Source organism: Marinomonas hwangdonensis, from assembly GCF_003721245.1.
GTDB classification, from domain to species: Bacteria; Pseudomonadota; Gammaproteobacteria; order Pseudomonadales; family Marinomonadaceae; genus Marinomonas; species Marinomonas hwangdonensis.
In genome coordinates this window covers 51439-72911 of record NZ_RIZG01000010.1, presented here as the reverse complement: position 1 = coordinate 72911, position 21473 = coordinate 51439, and the positions used below count along the sequence as shown (strand labels likewise).

Sequence of the window (21473 nt, the reverse complement as noted above, 5' to 3'; positions counted from 1 at the left end):
TTTTTATTAGAAAAGAAAGAACCACTATAGAAAGTAAATATGACACTTTGATGATAGTAAGGTTTCATTTGAAATACAATTGCAATTCAAATGAAACACAAAAGCCGCGAAAAAGAAAATTTTGCACAAAATACGAGCGAAACATGAAACCATCACTAGAAATGGCCCTAGGTCAATTTGAGCATAAAAAAACCCGAGTTCGATCACATCGAACTCGGGTTTGAGAATACACTTAGGCTACGGGAGTGGCGTTACTTGCCCGTCGCGCGGGACACGTATTCACCGGTGCGCGTATCCACTCGCAAAACTTCACCAATATTGATGAATAAAGGCACTTTAACCACCGCGCCCGTCACCAAGGTCGCTGGCTTAGAACCGCCGTTAGCGGTATCGCCTTTCACGCCTGGGTCTGTTTCTGTGACTTCTAACTCAATAAAGTTAGGCGCAGACACCGCCAATGGCGCACCGTTGTACAGAGTGACCACGTATTTTTCTTGCTCTTTTAACCACTTCATCGCATCACCAACGGCCGTTTGGTCCGCTGCGTGTTGCTCAAAAGAACCATCTACGGCCATGAAATGCCAGAATTCACCGTCGGTGTACAAGTACTCCATATCGGTGTCCATCACATCAGCGCCTTCTAGCGTATCGCCAGATTTAAAGGTACGCTCCCAAACGCGACCAGAACGTAAATTACGCAATTTCAAACGGTTAAACGCTTGACCCTTACCGGGTTTTACGTGTTCATTGTCTAGCACCGCACATGGGTCGCCATCGACCATAACTTTCGTGCCGCCGCGCATGTCGCTGGTAGTTATATTAGCCATACATCCTCACAGTATATTTTTAGAGAAAAAGCTCTGACTGGCGTATCATGTCAGTCCCAAGATCTCTGCAAACCACTTTAAATAAAAAAGAGTGTTTGCAAAGATCTCTGAGAGCCACTGGCCTAATCAGCCATAAATAAGTGGACGCAATCATAACCCAAAAGAACACAATTTTGCAGATATTTGACGTGACTCCGATACAAACACAGAAGAAGGTAAGCTGGCCTGAACACCTCGCTCAGGCAATTACGTCCCTGCCCGAGCTCGTGACCCAGCTCGGACTGCCCAACCACCTAGCGCAACAGGGCGCCGCCGCTCATCAGAATTTTAAATTACTGGTGCCACGGCCCTATTTGTCGCGCATGGAATATGGCAACCCAAACGACCCACTGCTACTGCAAGTCTTACCCAGCGCGATGGAAATGCAGAAGGTCGCGGGCTATACAAAAGACCCGCTAGAAGAAGCCGACCACAACCCGCAAAAAGCCATAGTACACAAATACAAGCGCCGCCTATTGGTCATCACCACGGGCACCTGCGCGGTCAATTGTCGCTACTGTTTTCGACGTCATTTTCCTTATGGCGACAATCAGCTAGCGCAAGCCGAATGGCAATCCGTGATTGACTACTTACAGCGCCATCCCGAGGTCAACGAAGTGATCTTGAGCGGTGGCGACCCACTCATGATGAAAGACGCCTTACTGGCGGACAAAGTCCGAAAACTGGAAGCCTTGTCGCAAATTAAACGCCTGCGCATTCATTCACGCTTACCGGTGGTCATCCCTGCCCGCGTGTGTGACGACATGCTCGCCTGGATCACCGAAAGTCGTCTTGACATCGTCATGGTCTGGCACATTAATCATGCCAACGAAGTGGACGAGGAAGTGTCTCAAGCCGCCCGCAAGCTGAAAAGCGCAGGCATCACCTTGCTCAATCAAGCGGTACTGCTCAAAGGCGTCAACGACAGCGTCGAAGCCCTAGTGCAACTGAGCGAAGCCGTCTTTAGCGCCGGCCTATTACCCTATTATTTGTTTACCCTAGACCCAGTCGAAGGCGCCGCGCACTTTGATATTCGCATTGAAAAAGCACAACACCTGATGGGGAAAGTCGCCGCCGAACTGCCCGGGTACTTGGTCCCCAGACTGGCCAAAGAAATCCCCGGCCAACCGGCCAAAACCGTCTTTGCGCCTATTATTGACATTTAATAAAGCCTGTGAGGAGTAATAGATTCTTTGCTAGGTTTATTGAAATGCTTAAACTCAAAAAAATGGTAAAACTTATGAGAAGGAAGTAAATAGAACTTAAGCTTTAAACTATAAAATCCTCAAAATTAAAAATGAATTAAGCGCTTTTAATAGTTCTAAAATCATTTATTTTTTTATAAAAACTAAAAAGCTGTTTTATTATTGGTTCAATTTCAATAACCAGTTTCTCTGAAAATAGTGTAGGTTGCATCTGTCTATTTTTTCGTTCAAATAAAGGATCGTTGAACGTTTTACGTAAACCACTTAGTTTATGACTAATTGCCGATTGCGATAGATTCATCCTTTCGGCAGCATGCTTCAAGCTTCTTTCTTCATATAGTACATAAAATACATACAATTGATTAAAGTCAAATCGATCAAGATTCACAAAACCATCCATCTAATAAGCCTTCTTGGGTATCACCAAAGAGGCATAATTCAAACCGCTATAAAATATTTTCGTAGCATAAAGGCTGTCTCCGTTAGGAACTCAGCCTTTTCCAAGTTAACTGTTCATTATTTAGTCTTTACAAAGAGACGCTTAAGCATAGGACCAACTACTACAGCAATTGTCATGGCGACCAACACTAGACTAGTTGTGTTGGCAAACAAAGCAGACCATTGCCCCTGACCAATCAACAACGTTAAGCGAAGATTTTCTTCAGCAAAACCACCCAAGATCAATCCCAATACTACAGGAGGTAATGGAAATTTAAACTTATCCATGACATAACCGATTAAGCCAAACCCCAACATTAAATAGACATCGAACATACGTTCGTTAATCGAATACACCCCGATAAACATTAAGACAATAATGATGGATCCCAGTACTGGACGAGGAAGTTTCAATAGATGGGAGAAGCTATTTGTTGCCAATGAACCACCAAGAAAAATCAACAAAATAGCACCAAACAAAAACTGCCACATAAAACCAAATACAATATCTGGATTATCACGGAATAGCATTGGTCCTGGCTGTAAGCCATGCACCAACAAACCACCCAACATAACAGCTGCTACTGCGGTCCCTGGGATACCTAGCGTCAATGCAGGAATCAAAGCAGATGCAGTATCAGCATTATTCGCCGTTTCAGCTGCGGCAACCCCTTCAGGCTCACCTTGGCCCCACTCATTTGGGTTATTACTCGCACGACGCGCCTCATTGTAAGACATAAAAGCCGCCATTGAACCACCAGCGCCTGGCAAAATACCAATCCAAATACCAATTAAAGATGAACGAAGCCACGTTTTCCAGAAGTGGAACATCTTTGGTAGGCTGCGTAACAAGGATTCTGTTTTTAGTGCTTTACCAGCCTCTTTAGTATCTAGTGGCTGCTCAAGCAAATCGATGACCGGTGGCATGGCGTAAAGACCAACCAACAAAATAACCATGTTGATGCCATCTAATAACTCAAGTTGTCCAAAAATAAAACGGTCTTCACTAGTAATAGGGTCTGCTCCTACCATAGAAACAAAAATACCAAAGCACGCACTAATCAAACCTTTTATTGGACTTTCTCCTAATAAAAAGATAATGCTACACAGCCCAAACACAGCGATCCAAAAGACTTCAGAAGGCCCAAATAATAGTGTGACTTTTGCTAATGGCGGAGCAAGCAACATCAAGGCTAGAGCACTAGCAATACCACCAATAGCAGAGGAAACCACCGCAATCTGTAATGCAAAACCACCACGCCCCTGTTGCGCCATAGGGTAACCATCAAAACTGGTTGCTACGGCAGCAGGTGTGCCCGGTATACGCAACAATATTGCCGGAATCGCACCACCATACATAGCGCCGTTATAAATACCAGCCATCAAACCCAACGCAACCAGCGGATCAAGGCCGAATGTGAAAGGTACCAAAACAGAAATCGCCATAGTTGCACTAAGACCTGGCATAGCGCCCACTGCAATACCCGATAGAACACCAATCACAATGGCAAAAAAATTATCAAACGTGAGAACGCTCGGAAGAGCTGAAATTAGATCCATGTACATAATCTGTCACCTCTACCAAATAGAACCCATAGGGAAATCTTTAACCATTGCCATGCCAAAGATTAAATAAATACCGACAACAACAATGACATCAGAAGCCACCAAAACCTTTAGGCTTCGACAACCAAAAAGATACGCAGCAACTGGCACAAAAATAGCGGTAGCCAAATAAAATCCGAGAAGATCAACATTGGTGACGAATACAAGAACCGAGAGTAGTGCACCAAGTACACGTCCTGGAGATTGAAGAGCGGGTTTATAAGGCGTTTTATTCGTTCGAGCCTTTTTAATATCCGTTATCACTAAGATGACTGACAACACCATCAGAGCGATAAGCATAGCAACGGGTAACAGAGAAGCCCTACCCGTTAGTTCTAACGCTGGGATAAGAAATGCAGCAGATGCGATAAAAATGCAAAATGCAATGACTATCATCGGCCGCAACAATGGGTTTGTATTGTTATTATTCATCACAAGCCACTACCTATTAAGTAAATTATGGTGCGGAGGCGATCCTCCGCACTGCGTACGTTATTTCCAAGGAGTGGTTTCCCACGCTTGTTTAGCCAGTTGATACAGTTCATCATTTAGCCGTTTAAAATCAGGTCCGATAGACGCCTCAACAGGATTAGCAGTCGCATTCATTTTCGCCAACATTTCAGGATCATTGGCGGCTTTATTAAACGCCTCAAGTAGTTTTAACTCTATATCAATAGGTAAACCTGCAGGGGCAACGAAACCACGTAATGCCCCGTTATAAAATTCTACGCCTTGTTCCTTAAAGGTTTTAACATCTGGAGCAAATTCAGAACGTTTTGACCGAGCAACACCAATGACATTCAATTCATCTTTAAAAGCCGCCACTTCAGAAATATTCAAAACGGCTGCTGCAACATGTCCACCCATTACCGCGGTACGTGCACCAGAAGAGCCTTTGAAAGGAATGATGGTGTATTCAGTGTTTGTGATATTTTGAAACTTAGTTAAACCAAGATGATCATCACCACCTAGACTTGACATGCCAACGGTAATGGATTTGGGCGCTTTTTTAGCCGCTTCGATAAATTCATTGGCATTAGTGATCCCTGATTTTTTAGAGGTAACGATAACGTTTGGATCGCTAACGATATTGGCAAGGTACGTAAAACTGTCTGCAGAATACTTAGAATCTCTATCCAATGTACGCGCCATCATACCAGGAAGGTTGTACGTACCTATGGTGTAGCCATCAGGATCAGAATGAGCGACTTCGGTAATACCGATCTGTCCACTAGCACCAGGAACGTTTTTCACCACGATGCTGGCATTATTTCCAAGGTATTTTTCAACGTATGGGGCAACATTACGAGCCATCACATCAGTACCACCACCCGCAGAAAAACCAACGATTAATGTGATAGTTTTTTCTGGGTAATCAGCCAATGCAGCACCCGATGCGAATAACAAGGCACTCATAAGCGCAGCTTTCTTTTTATAATTGAACATGCGTCTTCTCCGAGATTTTTAAATTTAATTGGGAGCGATCCCCCCTGAATGTTTGAATCTTTACTCAGACTCAAACACGCTAATAGCTAGCCTTTTTAACTAAAACGACCAACTAACAACCTGCTGCTTATTCTGGGAATTTGCAGCCTTTTTCTTTTAGAGCAACATCAACCCAGCTACGATCATTCGTACCCGCTTTAATAGTGGCCATTTGTTTCACTTCTTTGTCTTGTTTTTCCATTGTACTAGCTAGAATGGCTTCAGCGTGCTCAAGTGGCACCGCTAAAACACCATCACAATCACCAATTACGATATCGCCTGGGTTAATCACCATACCGTCAATACTTACTGCCACATTGACTTCACCAGGGCCATCTTTATATGGACCACGGTGGGTTACACCTGCTGCAAAAGTCGGCAGATTGGTTTCCACGAAAGCATCCAAATCACGGATAGCACCGTTAAGTACAAAACCTGCAACACCACGATTAATAGCGTGAGCCAACATAAGCTCACCCATCAAGGCGTTGCTTAAATCACCACCCGCATCCACAACAATCACATCACCTGGCTCTGCCATATCAATGGCCTTGTGTAGCATTAAGTTATCACCTGGGCGAGATTTCACCGTGATGGCTGAACCAATCATGGCACCAGATGCGTGCATTGGGCGAAGTGTCGGACCCGCAGCGAAAACGCGATTCATTGAATCAGACACATTTGCCACGGGAAGACCTGTAAAAGCTTCAATCAATTCATCAGAAGCTTTACGCTCACGCTTAAAAATTTGAAAACCAATAGACATTTTTTATTCTCCTTGCAGCACAAATTGTGCTGGGTTTGCTAACAATTTGCGGTTAATAATGCGATGTGCAGGCAGGCGTTCACCTTCAACAATCGCTACGACACCAGCAACGGCATCTTCACTGACGCGAGTACTGCCTTCCGTTGTTACGCCACCAATATGTGGGGTCACAACAATGGCGTCTTCTTTTAGGAATGGGTGATCCGCTGTTGGTGGCTCTACAGCGAAAGTATCAAGCCCCGCACCAGCAAGATGACCGGATTGAATTGCGGCAACTAAGGCCGCTTCATCAATCAAACCACCACGAGCGGTATTGACGATGTAACTGCCCTTTGGCATACGGGCAATATTTTCGGCATTAATAATCTCGCGAGTTTGATCTGTTAGAGGGCAATGTAGACTTAGCACATGACTTTTCTCGAGCAAGGCTTCGATGCTGTCACAACGAGTAACTCCATACTCTGCAAACACGGCATCACTCGCGTATGGGTCATAGCCAAATAAGATCAAACCAAAGCCTTTCGCCATCTTCGCTGTCGCTTGAGCAATCGCTCCCATGCCGAACAAGCCCATATTTTTATTTGCCAGTTCAACACCAGAAAACCCTGGTTTATCCCAGCGACCAGCACGAAGACTACTATCAAGAGACAACACACGTTTAACGGTAGAAAACATTAAAGCGATGGTATGTTCAGCTACCGATACGGCATTTGCCCCCGTTGCCACCACTACAGGAATGTTGCGTTGCGCAGCGGCATCGATATCAATGTTGTCAACACCAACACCATGTTTGGCAATGACTTTTAAGTGAGGAAGACCCGCATCGAGGGTATCAGCATCCAGTCGTCCCATCCGAGAGATAATACCAACCGCTTGCGTTTCACGGAGTAGACTTGCAATCACTTCGCTGTCCGCATAAGGAGGAGTATGAATAGGGGTATAACCCTTTCCCTCTAAAAATTTTATCGCACTAGGCGCCAAACTAGGACCCGTAACAAGGATATTTTTCGTTGTCATATTGTTTTTATCATCGTATAGAAAAGCTATTAGGGAAAACGTCAGAACGTTATGTAAAAACGCTTTAAAACTTATACAAATAGACTACAAAAAAGATTTGCTTTAATATATCGAATAATTATTTACCTTTAATAAAGGTTTTCTTTATATATGAACACAAGACATCTGAAAACTTTGCTCGCTATCCACAAGTACGGCACTTTTTCTCAAGCTGCAGAGAAAGTAAATTTGACGGCTGCCGCGGTTGGGCAGCAAGTTGTTTCATTAGAACAAGAATTTAGAACTGAGTTATTTGATCGAAGTACTCGGCCACCCACTTTCACACCGCAAGGCTTACAAGTGGTTGAGATGGCAAACAAGATCATACGATTGGAAGAGGACACCAAGCTCTCTTTACGAGGAGATTTAATCTCTGGGACTTTGATGATTGGTTCTGTGCGCTCAAGCGCGGTCAATGTTGTACCGGGTGCTATGGTCAAGATGCGCTCAAAATACTCGGATTTAAAAACAAACCTGCGTATTGGCCTTTCTTCACAACTAGTTTCAGATGTGGCATCAGGACATTTGGACGCCGCCATCATTGCTGAGCACATTAGTATTCCTCAGCATTTAAATTGGCAGCCATTTCTAGATGAACCACTTTGGGTGGTTTTACCCGAAGATATGGCAGTGCTGCCGCTGAAAGAAATGCTCAATGAGTACCCTTTCATTCGCTTTAAAAGCGCTGTTCCCTTGGCGAATGTGATTGATACCGAGCTTTCAGCTTTGGGAGTGATTACCAATGATGTCGCAGAAATGGACACCATTAATGCGCTCATAACCTGCGTTCGCAGCGGCTTAGGCATAACCATTGTTCCGCATATGTTTCTTCAGGGACCCGAAATGGCCAGCCTAAAAAGAATCGAATTTGGTTCACCGCAAATTTCACGAAAAATAGGGATTGTTGAACGCATCAACAACCCCCGAAAAATCATTATTGAAGAGTTACATAATCATCTAGCAGAGCAGTGTGGTTCTCAGGGTATACCGCGAATAAAACCAATCACATAAGTAATTAAAAATAATATTACATCTACTGATAACTCCCCCTGCTAACCATAAGAGTCCTACAGACATAATGTTACCTCGAGTCAATATACCTTTACCTAAGCAGCGCAATCCGTCCGACAGGCACGGCGCGTCGGCGCACGGTTAAGCTGGGCGCCAGCTGGTACAAGTCCCCATTGCGACCCACCAGCTGCTGCGGCACATGACTAAGCTGTGCCACGTCGGCATTGGCGTCCAGATGTTTCGGCTCGCCGTGCACCGGAATAGCCACCTGTGGCTGCACCCAGCTGTACAACTGCTTGAGCTCTTCACGACAAGGATGACCACTAACATGAATCATCAAGTCGGTGTCATGAGCTTGCAAGGTACGAATTTTCCGACCTTTAAACTGCGCCACCAATCTGTCTATCGCCAACTCATTCCCCGGAATGCGCATGGCGCTGAAAATCACCAGATCGTCCGCTTCTAGGGTTAAATCAAAACAATTATTCATCGCCAAACGGTTCAAGGTCGCTCTTGGCTCGCCTTGGCTGCCTGTCACCACCGCGAGCACTTCTTCCCGTGGCAAATACCCCAGATGCGCCGCGTCTATAATTGGCAAATCGTCAGGCCAATGGCCCGTCACTCGTGCGGCCCCCACCATATTGATCAAGGAACGACCTATTAAAGCTAGGTAACGCCCGGTTTCTTGGGCAATGCGTCCTAGGGCCACCAAGCGCGCCACGTTACTGCTAAAACACCCCACCACCACGCGGTTTTTCTCTGCTTTTATCGCCGCCAATAAGCCTTGGTAACACTCGCTTTCAGAAGGGGTAAAGCCCTCTTTTAACGCATTGGTGGAATCACACACCATGGCCAAAATATTGTCTTTCGCCAAGGCTTTAAAAGCACTGGACGAAAAACCCTTACCCAATATCGGTGTTCGGTCGATCTTCCAATCGCCCGTGTGAAAAATCTTACCGGCTGGCGTCGCTATGGTCATACCAAAGGGTTCTGGCACAGAGTGGGTTAAACCCAACCACTTCACCGTAAACCCCCCAATCACCTTACTTTCGTTCTCAGCCACTTCAATAATAGGCACTTGGTCGGTCAGTCCCACCTGCGCTAACTTACGGCGCAACACTTCGGCGGTAAAGGCGGTGGTGTAAACGGGGCACTTAAAGCGTCGCCACAAAAACGGCAGCGCTCCCACGTGGTCTTCATGGGCGTGTGTAATGACAATGCCGGCCAAACGTTCTTTTTGTTCAGTGATAAAGCGCGGATCAGCGCAAACAATCTCGGCTTTCGTGGTCGCCGTAGACAGCTCTCCCGGTGTCAGGGGTTCATTAAAGGACACGCCACAATCTACCATCAGCCATTGACCATCGTGACCGTATAAATTCATATTCATACCGATCTCGCCCGTCCCACCTAACGGCAAAAACCACAAATCGTCCTGTGATGGAATCAAAGATGAAATAACACACTCCTTAAATAATGAAAAAGACCCAAATCTTTTGGATTATAATACGCATTTTCCGTTAAAATCATCGCGAATACCTACGACGATTCAACACTTTTTTAATGACTTTTTAACAACATTTTACCGACAAGTGGACCTTACATTGACCATAAACACACAGCCCAAAACCACCTTGCCCAAACAAAGCCTAATCGCGAAGCTCTTCACCCACTTTGTCTTATTATCATGCTTTGGCGTTTTTGTTGTATACGGAGTGCAACGCTTTGGCGGCAATTACGCCAACGATAAAGCGCAAGAAAAAATCGCCCAAGCGGGGTTGAGCGGATTAGTGCAATACGACAGCCTGTATTTCAACCCTTTCAGCCTAACACCTTCCCTAGAAAATGTCCGTGTCGGCCCTGCCGATGCCCCTTGGCTCACCTTCGCTCGGATATCTTTCAACAGTTACCCCATTGAACACCCTAATTTGGACATCGACTTCTGGATTCAGCAAAGCGATGCGACCAAACTGTCTCGTGACACAGCGGCACTTATGCGCGCCGCTGGCATAGACACCTTGCTCGGCAAGGGGCACTTGTCTTCCGAGATTGAAAACGACAAGCTAACGTGGGCATTTCATCTCGACATCAAAGACGTGGGCAAGCTGACCCTCTCCGCCGATATCACGCTATTAGACAAAACCACCCTAATCAGGGATCTGCGCGCCGATACCCTGGCCTCCATCGCCATGGGTCAACCCAGTGCGCTATTATCTATTTACGAAGACGACATTGAAATTGGATCGCTGACGCTGCAATACGAAGAACTAGGGCTGGTACAACACCGCTACTCCGTATCGTCAGACGACCCAACCAATTACCTAGGTTTAGCGTCTGCCCTGGGTCTAGCTCAAGAAGGCTCAGCTGAGGCCACGGACATAGACAACGCCCTAAGAGCGTTTCTAATCGCTCCGAAGAACCTCACCGTAAATGTGCAACCCACTGCGCCCCTTAGCCTGCGAACCCTGCGGGATCTGGCAGAACAAGGGGCATTGTATCAAGACGGCCAAATAACCCTGCAGGTCAACCAATAAAGGCGACGGTTTACAGCGCAAACCTAAAAGACTGATTCGATAGGGCTCGGCCGAGCCCCTTCACCATACGGAAAATCGACCAGAGCCAGATCGCAACCAACACCAAATAACCGATCAGAAAAATCGCCAAGAGCACACCGACCACCCCCCAAAAAATTCCCCACCAAAAAGTGCTAATAATATTGGCATAATGGTCTTCAAAACGGGTGCCGCTGGCCTCAGTGGCTTTTATCATGGCCCACACGGCGCCAATCAACCAAAACACGCCAGTAAAAATTCCCAACAACATAAAAATGTACGCGATGATCACATTACTCTTCGCGTTATCTTCCCGTGGCGTCAGCGGCGGATTGGATTCAAACTCTGCCATTGTTCTTCTCTCCTGAGTGATTGATAATCAAATCTATTCTATTCATACGGCACACGAGAAACGCATGCAAAAAGTGACCATATTAGTCGACGTGCAAAATGTCTACTACACCACCAAACAGACATTCGGACGCACCTTTGACTACAACCTGTTTTGGCAACAGGCCACACAAGGTCGCGAACTGGTCAGCGCCATAGCGTACGCCATTGACCGAGGAGATGAAAAACAGCGGCAGTTTCAAAACATCCTGCGAGCCATTGGCTTCACCGTCAAGCTCAAACCTTTTATACAACGCTCTGATGGCTCCGCCAAAGGCGATTGGGACGTAGGCATCGCCATAGACGGTATTGAACACGGCAAAGACAGCGATGTCTTAATACTGGTATCAGGGGACGGCGATTTTGACATCTTAGCCAGAACGCTCAGAGAAAAATACCAAACCCGAGTGGAAGTGTACGGGGTCGAAGCCCTTACCGCCCAGTCACTGATTAACGCAGCCGATGCCTTCATCCCGATTGATTACAAATTGTTACGAAAATAAATACCCATTGACTATATTTTTACGACAGTATATGGGCCTCAAAATTACGCACGATGATCAATTCGTATACAATGACCCAATGAGACATCAGACTAATACCTTATTAACAGAAACACGCAACACCCTTCACCAGTGGCTCAGCCTGGTGATAGGGGGCATCATGCTGTTCTTCTGTTTCTTTAACCTATTTATGATTAACCAGCCCAATGTAAGCCTGGTAAATGGGGTATTTGGTGTCGGCAATCTGTACTTCTTTTTCATGGCATATCATGGCAAAGCCAAACCCTGGCACCGCCACTTTTTAACCGTATCCGCTACCGCCGCCGCTTTTTTTGCTTTTTACAACGCCGATGTCAGAGCCGGAGCCGTCTACTGGTTACTGTTGATGCCGCCTCTGTATTGCTTGCTGAATGGCCCCAAACTGGGTTTGATCTATACGCTATTATTGGCGTTACCGACCATTCCCTTGTTGTTTATAAAATCCGATTCGATCGCGTATTTTCCCTATCGTTCCAGCATCAATTTTACGTTTGCCTATTTTCTCGCCTGTACTGTGTGTTACATCTACGAGAAACAATACGAAAAAAACAGCGTAAATTTGCGCAAAATGGCGTATCAAGATCCACTCACTGGGACACAAAACAGACACGCACTGAAAATCTTCTTTGATCAGTTTAATCGCATTCCAAACGACCCTTTTCAGCACCCTAGAAAAAAAGAAGAGAGTATGCGCTTGCTCATCGTCGACATTGACTACTTTAAACAAGTGAACGACACCTTTGGGCACGACATTGGCGACGCGGTGTTGGTAGACATGGCAGACCTGTTAAAACGCTTTACCGACAGCCACAACATTTACCGCATTGGCGGTGAAGAATTCCTGATTACGCTGCGCAATCACAGCGCTACACAAGCCTATAAATTCGCCGAAGCCATTCGTCAGCGAGTAGAAAGCACCACCTTCACCCCACAAGAACACGATATTCAAATCACCGTGAGCATTGGCATCGCCGAACTTCATAAGGGCCAAACCTTCCGCAGTTTTTTACGCGATGCCGACCAAAACCTCTACTCGGCCAAAAACCAAGGCCGCAACCTAGTGCACTACGGTGTGATCGACACGCTAGAGTCAGTCAAGTCGGCTTAAGCTTTCCCAGCCTGCATGTCCACAAACAAAGCCTCTACCTTGGCTCTGGCCCAAGGGGTTTTGCGCAAAAACGTTAAGCTGGATTTCACCGAAGGGTTACTTTTAAAGCAATTAATATCAATTCGAAGCGCCAATGCTTCCCAGCCATAGTGTGCCACCAATTCAGTGACGACCTTTTCTAACGTCACACCGTGCAATGGGTTATTTACCTGTGTCTCGCTCATGGTATTCTATTCCTATAATGATCTAACAATGTACGCGCCAGTATACCTTAAATTGTTCCATCTCATTAGGAATGGGTTTTCGGCGCGACTCTGTTAACATAAACAAAGCCAAGGGTTACCATAAAAAATCACAGGGTAACCATAAAGAAAATCACAGGAGAAAACACATGGGTATTTTATCTGGCCTAAAAGGCTTGTTTGCTGGCGCTCCCAGTGCGGCGGAAAAAACCGAAGACACCATTGAATACCAAGGCTTTCACATCCAGCCTGCGCCAATGAAAGACGGTGGACAATACCGCGTGGCCGCCATCATCACCAAAGGCGAAGGCGAGGAACAAAAAACCCACCAATTCATCCGCTCAGACCTGATGCCAAACCGCGATGAATGCATCGAAATCACCCTACGCAAAACCAAGCTCACCATAGATCAACTGGGCGATAAGATTTTTGGCTAACATGTCCTTACTGCACGAAGAGCAAGACCTACTAGGGAGCGATTACCGAGCCCGTACTTTTGCGTTTGCTAATCGCCACAGCACTGCCCCTGTGAATCAGGTTCACACCACCTTGGTTCACCATGTGGGCAACCCGAGCGCCACCAAAGCCATCTTGTATGTACACGGTTACACCGATTACTTCTTTCAAACTGAGCTGGCAGAACATCTGGTCAGCTTAGGCTATCGTTTTTACGCCATGGATTTGCAAGGTTATGGTCGCTCTATCCGCCCCTCCACCCCACCCAACTGGTGCGATTCAATCGACCAATACCAGCAAGACCTCAACATCGCCCTTGCCACGTTAAAGCAAGACGGCATCACAGACGTGGTCATGCTGGCACACTCAACCGGTGGTTTAATCGTCTCTACCTACTTAGCCCAGCGCCACCACAAGGGCTTACCGACGGTGCGTGGGCTCATGCTTAACAGCCCGTTTTTGGCCTTGCCTTTTCCCCCTAAAATACTAAAACGACTCAGTTGGCCAATTCGCATTCTGGTGGGGTTATTGCCCTTTTCGTATTTACGCGCAAAAAAGTTCACCCTGTATGCCCAAAGCATTCACCATAAATTTGGCGGAGAATGGCACTACCGACTAGACTGGAAACCCGCCCAAGGCTTTGACTTATCCTTTCATTGGCTCAAAGAAGTCATCCACGCCCAGCGCTATCTAGCCAACCAACGCCTACACCTGCCCACTTTACTGTGTCGCTCTAACACCAGCACCATCGGCAAATTAACCGTGGCCGAAACCCAACAAGGGGATGGCGTGCTCGATGTCGACAGCATGCAAGCCGCCGCCGAAACAACCTTCACTGATCTAACCCAAGTCACTATCCCACAAGGCTTTCACGACCTTGCCTTATCCGCGCTACCCGCTCGCCAAGCTTACTACCAAGCTCTCACCGACTGGCTCCACATCCAAGAATCCGCGCAAGGCTTCTAAGCAAGCCAACAAAACGTCAGAAAACCGTCACAAAATCTTCACCTAAGGGCACTTCTTAATCAGCTTATTGATCCGTGTCATAGTATTAAACCACCCCAGATCCCATAATTCCCGCTTATAAATGCACCATTCATCATGAACTTCCAGTGACGGAAAAGAAGGGATAACACATGAAACTCAGCTCGATCAAAGTCAGTTACAAATTGTGGGGGCTGATCGGCGCCCTTGTCGCATTACTCATCGCGTTCAGCGTCATCACCTACAGCGAGCTCTACCACGAGCTGGTCAACGCCCGCAAACTACACGTCAAAGAACAAGTCGACAACGCCCACTCGCTGGTCAAATACTACGGTGATCAAAGCGCCATAATCGGTGAAGAACAAGCCAAGCAATCGGCGCTCGCCGCGCTGGCGGCCCTACGCTTTGGAGACGATGGCTACTTCTGGGTCAACGACATGAACGCCGTCTTACTCATGCACCCCTTTAAACCGCAACTGGCAGGTAAAGACATGACGAACGTCACCGACGCCAACGGCATTCCTCACTGGCAAGCCATGGTGTCCGAGGTGAAAAAAAGTGGCGAAGGTTTTGTGGAATACGCTTACAAAGGCCCCCAAGTCGAACGCCCAGAAAACAAGGTCTCCTATGTCAAAGGCTACCAACCATGGGGTTGGGTGATTGGCAGTGGTGTGCTTTACAGCGATGTATTGACTATTTTTTGGGCGTCGGCACAGCAAACCGCCGGCATTGAATTATTGCTGGTACTGATTGCTATCATCAGCAGTATCCTAATCGTGCGTAACATCACCCGACCACTCAATACCGTCACCGAACACCTACAACGCTTGTCAGAAGGCGATATGACAGTGCATTTAGACATGCAAAGGGGAGATGAGATCGGCCTTTTGGCCAACGCGGCCAATCGCGTGTCAAACGCACTTAACGACACCCTAGGGGACGTCGATCGCGCTATTACCGAACTGCAAGCCGTCTGCATCCAGATGCAAAGTAACAGCCTGCACACCAAAAAAGGCATGGATCAGCAATTCCAAGAAGTCGAGTTGCTCGCCACCGCCATGAACGAAATGTCTTACTCCATTAAAGACGTGGCGCAGCACGCTAAAGACACCGCCAACGCCACTCAGACAGTACAAGTCATCACCCGCCAAAGCAGCCAAGACTTGAACGCCACCAATGAAGACATTCAAAGCCTCACCAAAAACATCGAAGGCGCCAACGACGTCATCATTCAATTGCTCCAACAAACTGGCAACATCGACTCTGTACTGGGCGTGATTGGCGATATCTCGGAACAAACCAACTTACTCGCACTCAACGCCGCCATTGAAGCCGCCCGCGCGGGTGAACTGGGCCGCGGTTTTGCTGTCGTCGCCGACGAAGTGCGCTCGCTTGCCAGCCGCACCCAAGGCTCCACTGTGGAAATTCGCACCATCATTGAAAAACTGCAGCAACAGTCGAAAGTCGCGTCAACCTCTATGGCCACCAGCACAGAGCAAGCAGAACGCGGCGCCGACCGCATGCACGTCGCCGCGGAAAACCTCAACAACATGCTCACCCAAGTAGACGACGTCTCTGACCGCAGCCACCAAATTGCCTCCGCAGCAGAACAGCAAGGCAGCGTCGCAGAAGAGATCAACAACAACATCATCGGCATACGTCAAGTGTCTGAAAAAGTCCTCGAAGACGCCCAACAAGTCTCCGACGGCAGCGCCATGATCGCCCAAATGACCAACGACCTAAGCCAAAAAATCAAGCAATTCCGTTTTGCCTCCTAACCCACATAACCGCGGCGCCCCATAATCAAAGTAACCCATAACCACAGCGACCCTGAACGGGGTCGCCGTCTAACGCCCTAGGTGCAAGAAAAGTCAGTGAGGTGTAAAAGTCCCAAGGTTTACCAAAGCCCTTCTGCAAACACTGTCAAGCTTATGTAAAACCGATTGTTTTCCCAAACCCACACCGCTTACTCTGCTTACACGACTTGTGTTTTGCAGCAAACAAAGTGTACAGGTGAAGGGGTCACTTTGATAAACTGATCACATAAGATTGGCATCCAAGCCCTGCCTTATGATAGAACAGTATCAACGGATCTGATGTTGCAAAACACAAGACGTACAATTTGGTTCTTAAACAACACAGGCAGTCATATTCCGTCTTAATGCATAACATCACTAAGTGATAAACCCACAAATAATGGAACACCTTTCCTTATGAAAAAAATAGCTATGAAAAAAACACTTATTGCTGCGCTGGTCATGTCCTCCGTTTCTTTTGCCTACGCAGACAACCATGCCATTCAACTTGATTCACAAGAACAACGCCTAGGCTACAGCATAGGCACCATGTTTGGCTCACGCATGGCACAAGACTTTGCGGAACTGGATATGACGACCTTTATGGCAGGTTTCCAAGACGCCTTTGCTGGTAAAGACGGCAAAATGACCATGGAAGAAGTCACACAGACCATTCAAGCCTACCAGCAAGAACAAATGGAAAAAGCCCAGCTTGAAGAACAAAAAGCCGCAGAAGAAGCCAAAGCCGCGTCGACCGCCTGGTTGAGTGAAAAAGAAGCCGAAGACGGCGTGATGAAAACGGAATCCGGCCTACTGTACAAAGTCATCACCGAAGGCACAGGAGACAAACCTAGCGCCACAGACACAGTAGAAGTGGATTACGAAGGCAGCCTAGTAGACGGCAGCGTATTTGACAGCTCATACCAGCGCGGCGAATCCATCTCCTTCCCACTGGACGGCGTCATCCCAGGTTGGACAGAAGGCCTACAACTGATGACAGTCGGATCTAAATACGAACTCTACATCCCTGCTGACCTAGCCTATGGCCCAGGTGGCACAGGCCCAATCCCTCCACACGCCGCATTGAAATTTGTGGTGGAACTGCACAACATAGTCAAAGAAGACACAGCGGCGACAGAATAAGCGCTGCCAGTTAAACCGAATAAGTCAGACTTAAAAAATTAAACCGAACAAGTCAAACCAAATAAGTCGAAATCAACAAACAAAAAAGGCCATCACACGATGGCCTTTTTTTGTGCGTCTACTAACGCGTAGGACACATTGATCAAGCTTCTCGTTGAGCCGTGCGAAATCGCCATCTTCACATACAATTAAACAGATCCAACCTTGTAATAGTAGATGCCTCACTGTTCAATTTACTGTAAAATAAATGACCAATTTTATACACAATTCTGTTTAGTTTTCTAAGGCGAGATGCATGTTTAGCAGTAAGGGATGGGGAGCAAAAAAGGCCCTAGAATTTCTTGGGCTCACTTTTTTATCACTCTTATTTGTCATTTCGTTTCAATCGAAAGCATTAATAAATATTTTTTTCCTTCTATCTTTCGTTACCTCTATAATCTATATCGCATTTTTTAACAAAGCATTTTTTAGAGAAAAAAAATATGTATGGCTGTTTATTGGGCCTTATATCTCAGGTTTTATCTTAGGCTTTTTTTCAGAAAACGGTGTCATTGGATCTATAGAATTTTTACAACAATTTAGGTTCATGATTATAATTCTTCCTTTGGCTTGTTTTGTTAAAAGCAAAAAGGAAATGATTTTCTTATTGATCATGGTGTATGCCTCTGCCTTTATCGCTATTTTTTATGGAATATATAAAAATCAACCTTATGGAGGATTTCATGGATTCCATAGTATAGGTCGAACAGCTGATATGCTTGTTGTTTTACTACTGGCATCTCTAGCATACATAATTCAATCTCGTTTTACTTTCAACCTTAGATCCAATATAGGAAAGCTCATATTACTCGGCACGGCGCTTACTCTTGCTTGGGCGGTATTGATGACAGAAATGCGAGGAGCATGGTTAGGCGTATTTATTGGGGTGTGTTTTATTATTATAGGGTTGTTTTTTTTAAAACAAAGATGGCTAGCGTTTAGTCTGTTACTACTAATTATGTTATCCAGCGTTACTTTTCTTAAAACATACGACAATATAGACACAATTAAAAATCAAATAGCGTCTATAGCCGACACTCAAAACGATATTTCTAATAAAACTAGATTAAATCTCTGGAAGACGGGGTGGGATTTTTCAAAAGAACAATTTATCTTTGGTACAGGGGCAAAGCAAGCAAGTGCTTTGTATAAAAACTTCTATGATAAACAAGACGATTCCTATAAAGCAAAATACCACTATGTGATTCATCACATGGGGGATTATCATAATAGCTACTTGCAAATACACGTCGAAACAGGGATTATTTTTTTCATTATTTATATAACAAGCATGGCTGTGTGCCTGCTTTACTTTATAAAAAGAATACAAAAGATACCGTTTGAAGACAGAAAATACCCTTTAGCGGCGTTAGTTAGCTCATTGGCGTTTCTTTCTATTCAATTTTTCCACAGCGAACTTTACTCCTATGGCTCAACGACATTCTATTTGATACTCTTTGCCGCACTGTATATTTTAAATGAAAACGATAAGGTACCCTCTCTCCAAAAAGGTCTTAAAGATGAAAAATAAAGTATCTCTTATTATTGCGGTTTATAAGCGAGTTGACTTCCTCGAATTAATTTTCAAATCGCTAGAAAATCAAACATTTAGAGACTTCCAAGTCATTATTGCTGAAGACGACTGTTCACCAATGGTCAAACATTTTTTAGAGGAAAAGGAAAGAAATTTCCCCTTTGAAATAAAACACATCAGCCAAGAAGATAATGGCTTCAGAAAAAACATCTTATTGAACAAGGCCATGCGTGTTGCTGATGGTGAGTATTTAATTTTTATTGACGGTGACTGCATCCTTGATAAGAATTTTGTGGAAGATCATGTTAAAAATGCTAAGCCGAATGTTTGTCTGTTTGGTCGACGGGTAATGCTGGATCCTAAAACGTCAGAAAGATTAGTCAAAACAAAAGATTTCAAATACCTCTCTTTCATGAAACTTTTATTTACAAAAACCGGCCATTTAGAATCAGCTATCCGTTTCCCATTTTTTATTTCTTGGCGGAAAACTGGGGTTCTTGGATGTAACTTCAGTGTCTTCAAAGAAAAGATGATTGAAATAAACGGATTTGATGAAGATTTTACTCGCCCCTTGTTTGGTGAAGATACGGATATAGAAAGGCGCTTAACCTTGATTGGTGTCAAGCTACAGTGCTCAAAATTCCAGACAATTCAATACCATCTGCACCATCCTACGAAAGACAGGGATGAGGATTGGAAGATAAGTGGCGAGTTATACGAAAGAAAAGTAAAAGAAGGCAAATCAGTGTGTGACAATGGCTATATAAAACGCTGACATAACCATTCGCTGCTCTGGTAAGCAATATAAGAGAGCAGCGAATCGCAATGACACGGTTTACAGTACGCTATATTCTATTTAAAACAGAACGCAAGCCAGCAAACCAATCTGAAGGTGTTATTCCAAGTAAAGATAAATTCTCATCTTTCATAACGGAATATTCAGGTCGCTTCGCAGGCGTAGGGTACTGGTCCGAGCTAATCGCCTTCAGTTGCGGACGCTTATCAATAACACCCAACACCTCGGCTTTGGCAAAAATTGCGCGAGCAAAACCATGCCAGCTAGTCGGCGTGTCACCACAGTAATGATACGTCCCCCAAACTAAGGGCTTGTCATGCTCATGTTGTTCACAAATGTGCAAAATCGCCTTAGCCAAATCACCCGCGTAGGTAGGGCAACCGTATTGGTCGGCCACTACGCTTAATGCATCTCGCTCTCTCGCCAAACGCACCATGGTCTTCACAAAGTTATTACCGTATTCGCTAAATACCCAAGCCGTCCGCAAAATAATGTATTTCTCGCAGGCGGCTTTTACGGCACGCTCACCCGCTAATTTAGAGGCACCATAAACCCCTTGTGGATTGGTCTCATCGGTCGGCAAATAGGGTTCGACCGCCTCACCATCAAAAACGTAATCGGTGGAAACATGCACAAAAGGAATGTCTAAATCAGCCGCTTGCTTGGCAAGCAGTTCAGGCCCTGTGGCATTCACCAGGTAAGCATTGCCTGAATCAGTTTCTGCCTTGTCAACCGTGGTATAAGCTGCAGCGTTAACAATGATATCCGGTTTTACCTGTTGGACAACCTCAGCAACCTGCTGAGCGTCAGCGATATTTAATTCAGCCGAACCATAAGCAAATAACGCATGATCCGTTCCTGTTAATACATCTTGGAAACAACGGCCAAGCTGGCCATTTTTACCGGTGAGTAAAATACGCATCTAAAATAATTCACCCAATGTTAGGCCCTCTTTGTCTTTGGCCGATAAAATCGGTTCAATGCCTTCTGGCCAGTCTATATCGACAGTAGGATCATTCCACATCAGACAGCCTTCATCGCTCGGGTCATAATAATCTGTGCATTTATATTCGAAATCCGCCACGTCCGACAACACCACAAAACCATGGGCCAAACCCGGTGGCACCCAAAACTGACGCTTGTTCTCTTCTGATAAAATTACCCCAGCCCACTGTCCATAAGTAGGTGAACCTCTGCGGATGTCGACCGCCACATCAAACACTTCACCACGCACCACACGCACTAACTTACCCTGTGGTTTGGTCTTTTGAAAATGCAAACCGCGCAGCACGTTTTTACCAGAACGTGAGTGATTATCTTGCACAAAGCGTAAATCAATTCCGGCCAGTGCTTTATAACGTTCTGCCTGAAACGTTTCCAAAAAAAAGCCGCGCTCATCGCCAAACACCTTAGGCTCAATAATCAACGCACCATCGATCGTGGTTTTGATAACATTCATCAC

23 protein-coding genes are annotated in these 21473 nt (G+C 45.7%); 11 read left to right on the top strand and 12 right to left on the bottom strand.

Features of this window, described 5'->3' with window-relative positions; genetic code table 11:
- Positions 1-251: 251 nt before the first annotated feature.
- Entirely contained in the window at positions 252-827 is a 576-nt protein-coding gene (gene efp, locus EBI00_RS14035) for an elongation factor P (protein WP_123096575.1), read from the bottom strand.
- A 188-nt stretch (positions 828-1015) separates the two neighbouring features.
- Between efp and epmB the strand changes: the two genes are divergently transcribed.
- Positions 1016-2032 (top strand): EF-P beta-lysylation protein EpmB, encoded by a 1017-nt coding sequence (epmB, locus tag EBI00_RS14030; RefSeq protein WP_123096595.1) that lies wholly within the window; start codon positions 1016-1018, stop codon positions 2030-2032.
- 136 nt (positions 2033-2168) lie between these two features.
- Here the strand turns inward: epmB and EBI00_RS14025 are convergent, their stop codons facing one another.
- From EBI00_RS14025 to EBI00_RS14000, 6 genes are all read right to left on the bottom strand, one after another.
- Entirely contained in the window at positions 2169-2471 is a 303-nt protein-coding gene (locus EBI00_RS14025; protein WP_206612593.1) for a helix-turn-helix domain-containing protein, read from the bottom strand.
- A 116-nt stretch (positions 2472-2587) separates the two neighbouring features.
- Positions 2588-4075: a tripartite tricarboxylate transporter permease gene (locus EBI00_RS14020; RefSeq protein WP_123096574.1), complete on the bottom strand. Its 1488-nt coding sequence runs from the start codon at positions 4073-4075 to the stop codon at positions 2588-2590.
- A gap of 12 nt (positions 4076-4087) precedes the next feature.
- Positions 4088-4546 (bottom strand): tripartite tricarboxylate transporter TctB family protein, encoded by a 459-nt coding sequence (locus tag EBI00_RS14015; RefSeq protein ID WP_123096573.1) that lies wholly within the window; start codon positions 4544-4546, stop codon positions 4088-4090.
- A gap of 60 nt (positions 4547-4606) precedes the next feature.
- Entirely contained in the window at positions 4607-5560 is a 954-nt protein-coding gene (locus EBI00_RS14010; protein ID WP_123096572.1) for a Bug family tripartite tricarboxylate transporter substrate binding protein, read from the bottom strand.
- Between the two features lie 127 nt (positions 5561-5687).
- Positions 5688-6365: an RraA family protein gene (locus EBI00_RS14005; protein ID WP_123096571.1), complete on the bottom strand. Its 678-nt coding sequence runs from the start codon at positions 6363-6365 to the stop codon at positions 5688-5690.
- A gap of 3 nt (positions 6366-6368) precedes the next feature.
- Entirely contained in the window at positions 6369-7382 is a 1014-nt protein-coding gene (locus tag EBI00_RS14000) for a hydroxyacid dehydrogenase (protein WP_123096570.1), read from the bottom strand.
- Between the two features lie 150 nt (positions 7383-7532).
- Between EBI00_RS14000 and EBI00_RS13995 the strand changes: the two genes are divergently transcribed.
- A complete protein-coding gene (locus tag EBI00_RS13995) occupies positions 7533-8432 on the top strand; it encodes a LysR family transcriptional regulator (RefSeq protein WP_123096569.1) in 900 nt (299 codons plus the stop codon).
- A 91-nt stretch (positions 8433-8523) separates the two neighbouring features.
- Here EBI00_RS13995 and EBI00_RS13990 read toward each other — a convergent pair whose 3' ends face one another.
- Positions 8524-9819 carry a ribonuclease J gene (locus EBI00_RS13990; protein WP_174714932.1) on the bottom strand — a complete coding sequence of 432 codons (1296 nt, stop codon included), beginning with the start codon at positions 9817-9819 and terminating at the stop codon, positions 8524-8526.
- Between the two features lie 214 nt (positions 9820-10033).
- Here EBI00_RS13990 and EBI00_RS13985 point away from each other — a divergent pair, with 214 nt between their 5' ends.
- Positions 10034-10963 (top strand): hypothetical protein, encoded by a 930-nt coding sequence (locus tag EBI00_RS13985; protein ID WP_123096568.1) that lies wholly within the window; start codon positions 10034-10036, stop codon positions 10961-10963.
- Between the two features lie 10 nt (positions 10964-10973).
- On the opposite strand, the gene EBI00_RS13980 is transcribed toward EBI00_RS13985, so the two are convergent.
- Positions 10974-11333, bottom strand: coding sequence for a DUF4870 family protein (locus EBI00_RS13980; protein ID WP_123096567.1), 360 nt, complete (start codon positions 11331-11333; stop codon positions 10974-10976).
- A 64-nt stretch (positions 11334-11397) separates the two neighbouring features.
- On the opposite strand from EBI00_RS13980, the gene EBI00_RS13975 reads away from it, so the two are divergent.
- Complete coding sequence (locus EBI00_RS13975; RefSeq protein WP_123096566.1) at positions 11398-11874, top strand: LabA-like NYN domain-containing protein; 477 nt, start codon at positions 11398-11400, stop codon at positions 11872-11874.
- Positions 11875-11905: 31 nt separating this feature from the next.
- Positions 11906-13021: a GGDEF domain-containing protein gene (locus EBI00_RS13970; protein ID WP_241557047.1), complete on the top strand. Its 1116-nt coding sequence runs from the start codon at positions 11906-11908 to the stop codon at positions 13019-13021.
- Here the strand turns inward: EBI00_RS13970 and EBI00_RS13965 are convergent.
- Positions 13018-13245, bottom strand: coding sequence for a VF530 family protein (locus tag EBI00_RS13965; protein ID WP_123096565.1), 228 nt, complete (start codon positions 13243-13245; stop codon positions 13018-13020). The two genes, EBI00_RS13970 and EBI00_RS13965, sit on opposite strands and share 4 nt — an antisense overlap.
- A 167-nt stretch (positions 13246-13412) precedes the next feature.
- Between EBI00_RS13965 and EBI00_RS13960 the strand changes: the two genes are divergently transcribed.
- From EBI00_RS13960 to EBI00_RS13935, 6 genes are all read left to right on the top strand, one after another.
- Complete coding sequence (locus EBI00_RS13960) at positions 13413-13700, top strand: HlyU family transcriptional regulator (protein WP_123096564.1); 288 nt, start codon at positions 13413-13415, stop codon at positions 13698-13700.
- A gap of 1 nt (position 13701) precedes the next feature.
- Complete coding sequence (locus tag EBI00_RS13955) at positions 13702-14685, top strand: alpha/beta hydrolase (protein WP_123096563.1); 984 nt, start codon at positions 13702-13704, stop codon at positions 14683-14685.
- Positions 14686-14855: 170 nt separating this feature from the next.
- Positions 14856-16481 carry a methyl-accepting chemotaxis protein gene (locus EBI00_RS13950; protein WP_123096562.1) on the top strand — a complete coding sequence of 542 codons (1626 nt, stop codon included), beginning with the start codon at positions 14856-14858 and terminating at the stop codon, positions 16479-16481.
- Between the two features lie 435 nt (positions 16482-16916).
- Complete coding sequence (locus EBI00_RS13945) at positions 16917-17642, top strand: BamJ family beta-barrel-assembly machinery protein (protein WP_123096561.1); 726 nt, start codon at positions 16917-16919, stop codon at positions 17640-17642.
- A gap of 295 nt (positions 17643-17937) precedes the next feature.
- Complete coding sequence (locus EBI00_RS13940; RefSeq protein WP_123096560.1) at positions 17938-19212, top strand: O-antigen ligase family protein; 1275 nt, start codon at positions 17938-17940, stop codon at positions 19210-19212.
- On the top strand, positions 19202-19990 hold the full coding sequence (locus EBI00_RS13935) for a glycosyltransferase (protein WP_158600767.1): 789 nt from the start codon (positions 19202-19204) through the stop codon (positions 19988-19990). Before EBI00_RS13940 ends, EBI00_RS13935 begins: the two co-directional genes overlap by 11 nt.
- 70 nt (positions 19991-20060) lie before the next feature.
- On the opposite strand, the gene rfbD is transcribed toward EBI00_RS13935, so the two are convergent.
- Together rfbD and rfbC are read right to left on the bottom strand one after the other, a co-directional pair.
- Complete coding sequence (gene rfbD / locus EBI00_RS13930; protein ID WP_123096558.1) at positions 20061-20933, bottom strand: dTDP-4-dehydrorhamnose reductase; 873 nt, start codon at positions 20931-20933, stop codon at positions 20061-20063.
- Positions 20934-21470, bottom strand: a complete 537-nt coding sequence (gene rfbC / locus EBI00_RS13925; protein WP_123096557.1) for a dTDP-4-dehydrorhamnose 3,5-epimerase — start codon at positions 21468-21470, stop codon at positions 20934-20936.
- Between the last annotated feature and the right edge of the window lie 3 nt (positions 21471-21473).

Coding starts and splice junctions, on each gene's coding strand:
- efp (WP_123096575.1), bottom strand. CDS start 827: ATGGCTAATATAACTACCAGCGACATGCGCGGCGGCACGAAAGTTATG.
- EBI00_RS14025 (WP_206612593.1), bottom strand. CDS start 2,471: ATGGATGGTTTTGTGAATCTTGATCGATTTGACTTTAATCAATTGTAT.
- EBI00_RS14020 (WP_123096574.1), bottom strand. CDS start 4,075: ATGTACATGGATCTAATTTCAGCTCTTCCGAGCGTTCTCACGTTTGAT.
- EBI00_RS14015 (WP_123096573.1), bottom strand. CDS start 4,546: ATGAATAATAACAATACAAACCCATTGTTGCGGCCGATGATAGTCATT.
- EBI00_RS14010 (WP_123096572.1), bottom strand. CDS start 5,560: ATGTTCAATTATAAAAAGAAAGCTGCGCTTATGAGTGCCTTGTTATTC.
- EBI00_RS14005 (WP_123096571.1), bottom strand. CDS start 6,365: ATGTCTATTGGTTTTCAAATTTTTAAGCGTGAGCGTAAAGCTTCTGAT.
- EBI00_RS14000 (WP_123096570.1), bottom strand. CDS start 7,382: ATGACAACGAAAAATATCCTTGTTACGGGTCCTAGTTTGGCGCCTAGT.
- EBI00_RS13995 (WP_123096569.1), top strand. CDS start 7,533: ATGAACACAAGACATCTGAAAACTTTGCTCGCTATCCACAAGTACGGC.
- EBI00_RS13990 (WP_174714932.1), bottom strand. CDS start 9,819: ATGAATATGAATTTATACGGTCACGATGGTCAATGGCTGATGGTAGAT.
- EBI00_RS13980 (WP_123096567.1), bottom strand. CDS start 11,333: ATGGCAGAGTTTGAATCCAATCCGCCGCTGACGCCACGGGAAGATAAC.
- EBI00_RS13975 (WP_123096566.1), top strand. CDS start 11,398: ATGCAAAAAGTGACCATATTAGTCGACGTGCAAAATGTCTACTACACC.
- EBI00_RS13970 (WP_241557047.1), top strand. CDS start 11,906: ATGGGCCTCAAAATTACGCACGATGATCAATTCGTATACAATGACCCA.
- EBI00_RS13965 (WP_123096565.1), bottom strand. CDS start 13,245: ATGAGCGAGACACAGGTAAATAACCCATTGCACGGTGTGACGTTAGAA.
- EBI00_RS13960 (WP_123096564.1), top strand. CDS start 13,413: ATGGGTATTTTATCTGGCCTAAAAGGCTTGTTTGCTGGCGCTCCCAGT.
- EBI00_RS13955 (WP_123096563.1), top strand. CDS start 13,702: ATGTCCTTACTGCACGAAGAGCAAGACCTACTAGGGAGCGATTACCGA.
- EBI00_RS13950 (WP_123096562.1), top strand. CDS start 14,856: ATGAAACTCAGCTCGATCAAAGTCAGTTACAAATTGTGGGGGCTGATC.
- EBI00_RS13945 (WP_123096561.1), top strand. CDS start 16,917: ATGAAAAAAATAGCTATGAAAAAAACACTTATTGCTGCGCTGGTCATG.
- EBI00_RS13940 (WP_123096560.1), top strand. CDS start 17,938: ATGTTTAGCAGTAAGGGATGGGGAGCAAAAAAGGCCCTAGAATTTCTT.
- EBI00_RS13935 (WP_158600767.1), top strand. CDS start 19,202: ATGAAAAATAAAGTATCTCTTATTATTGCGGTTTATAAGCGAGTTGAC.
- rfbD (WP_123096558.1), bottom strand. CDS start 20,933: ATGCGTATTTTACTCACCGGTAAAAATGGCCAGCTTGGCCGTTGTTTC.
- rfbC (WP_123096557.1), bottom strand. CDS start 21,470: ATGAATGTTATCAAAACCACGATCGATGGTGCGTTGATTATTGAGCCT.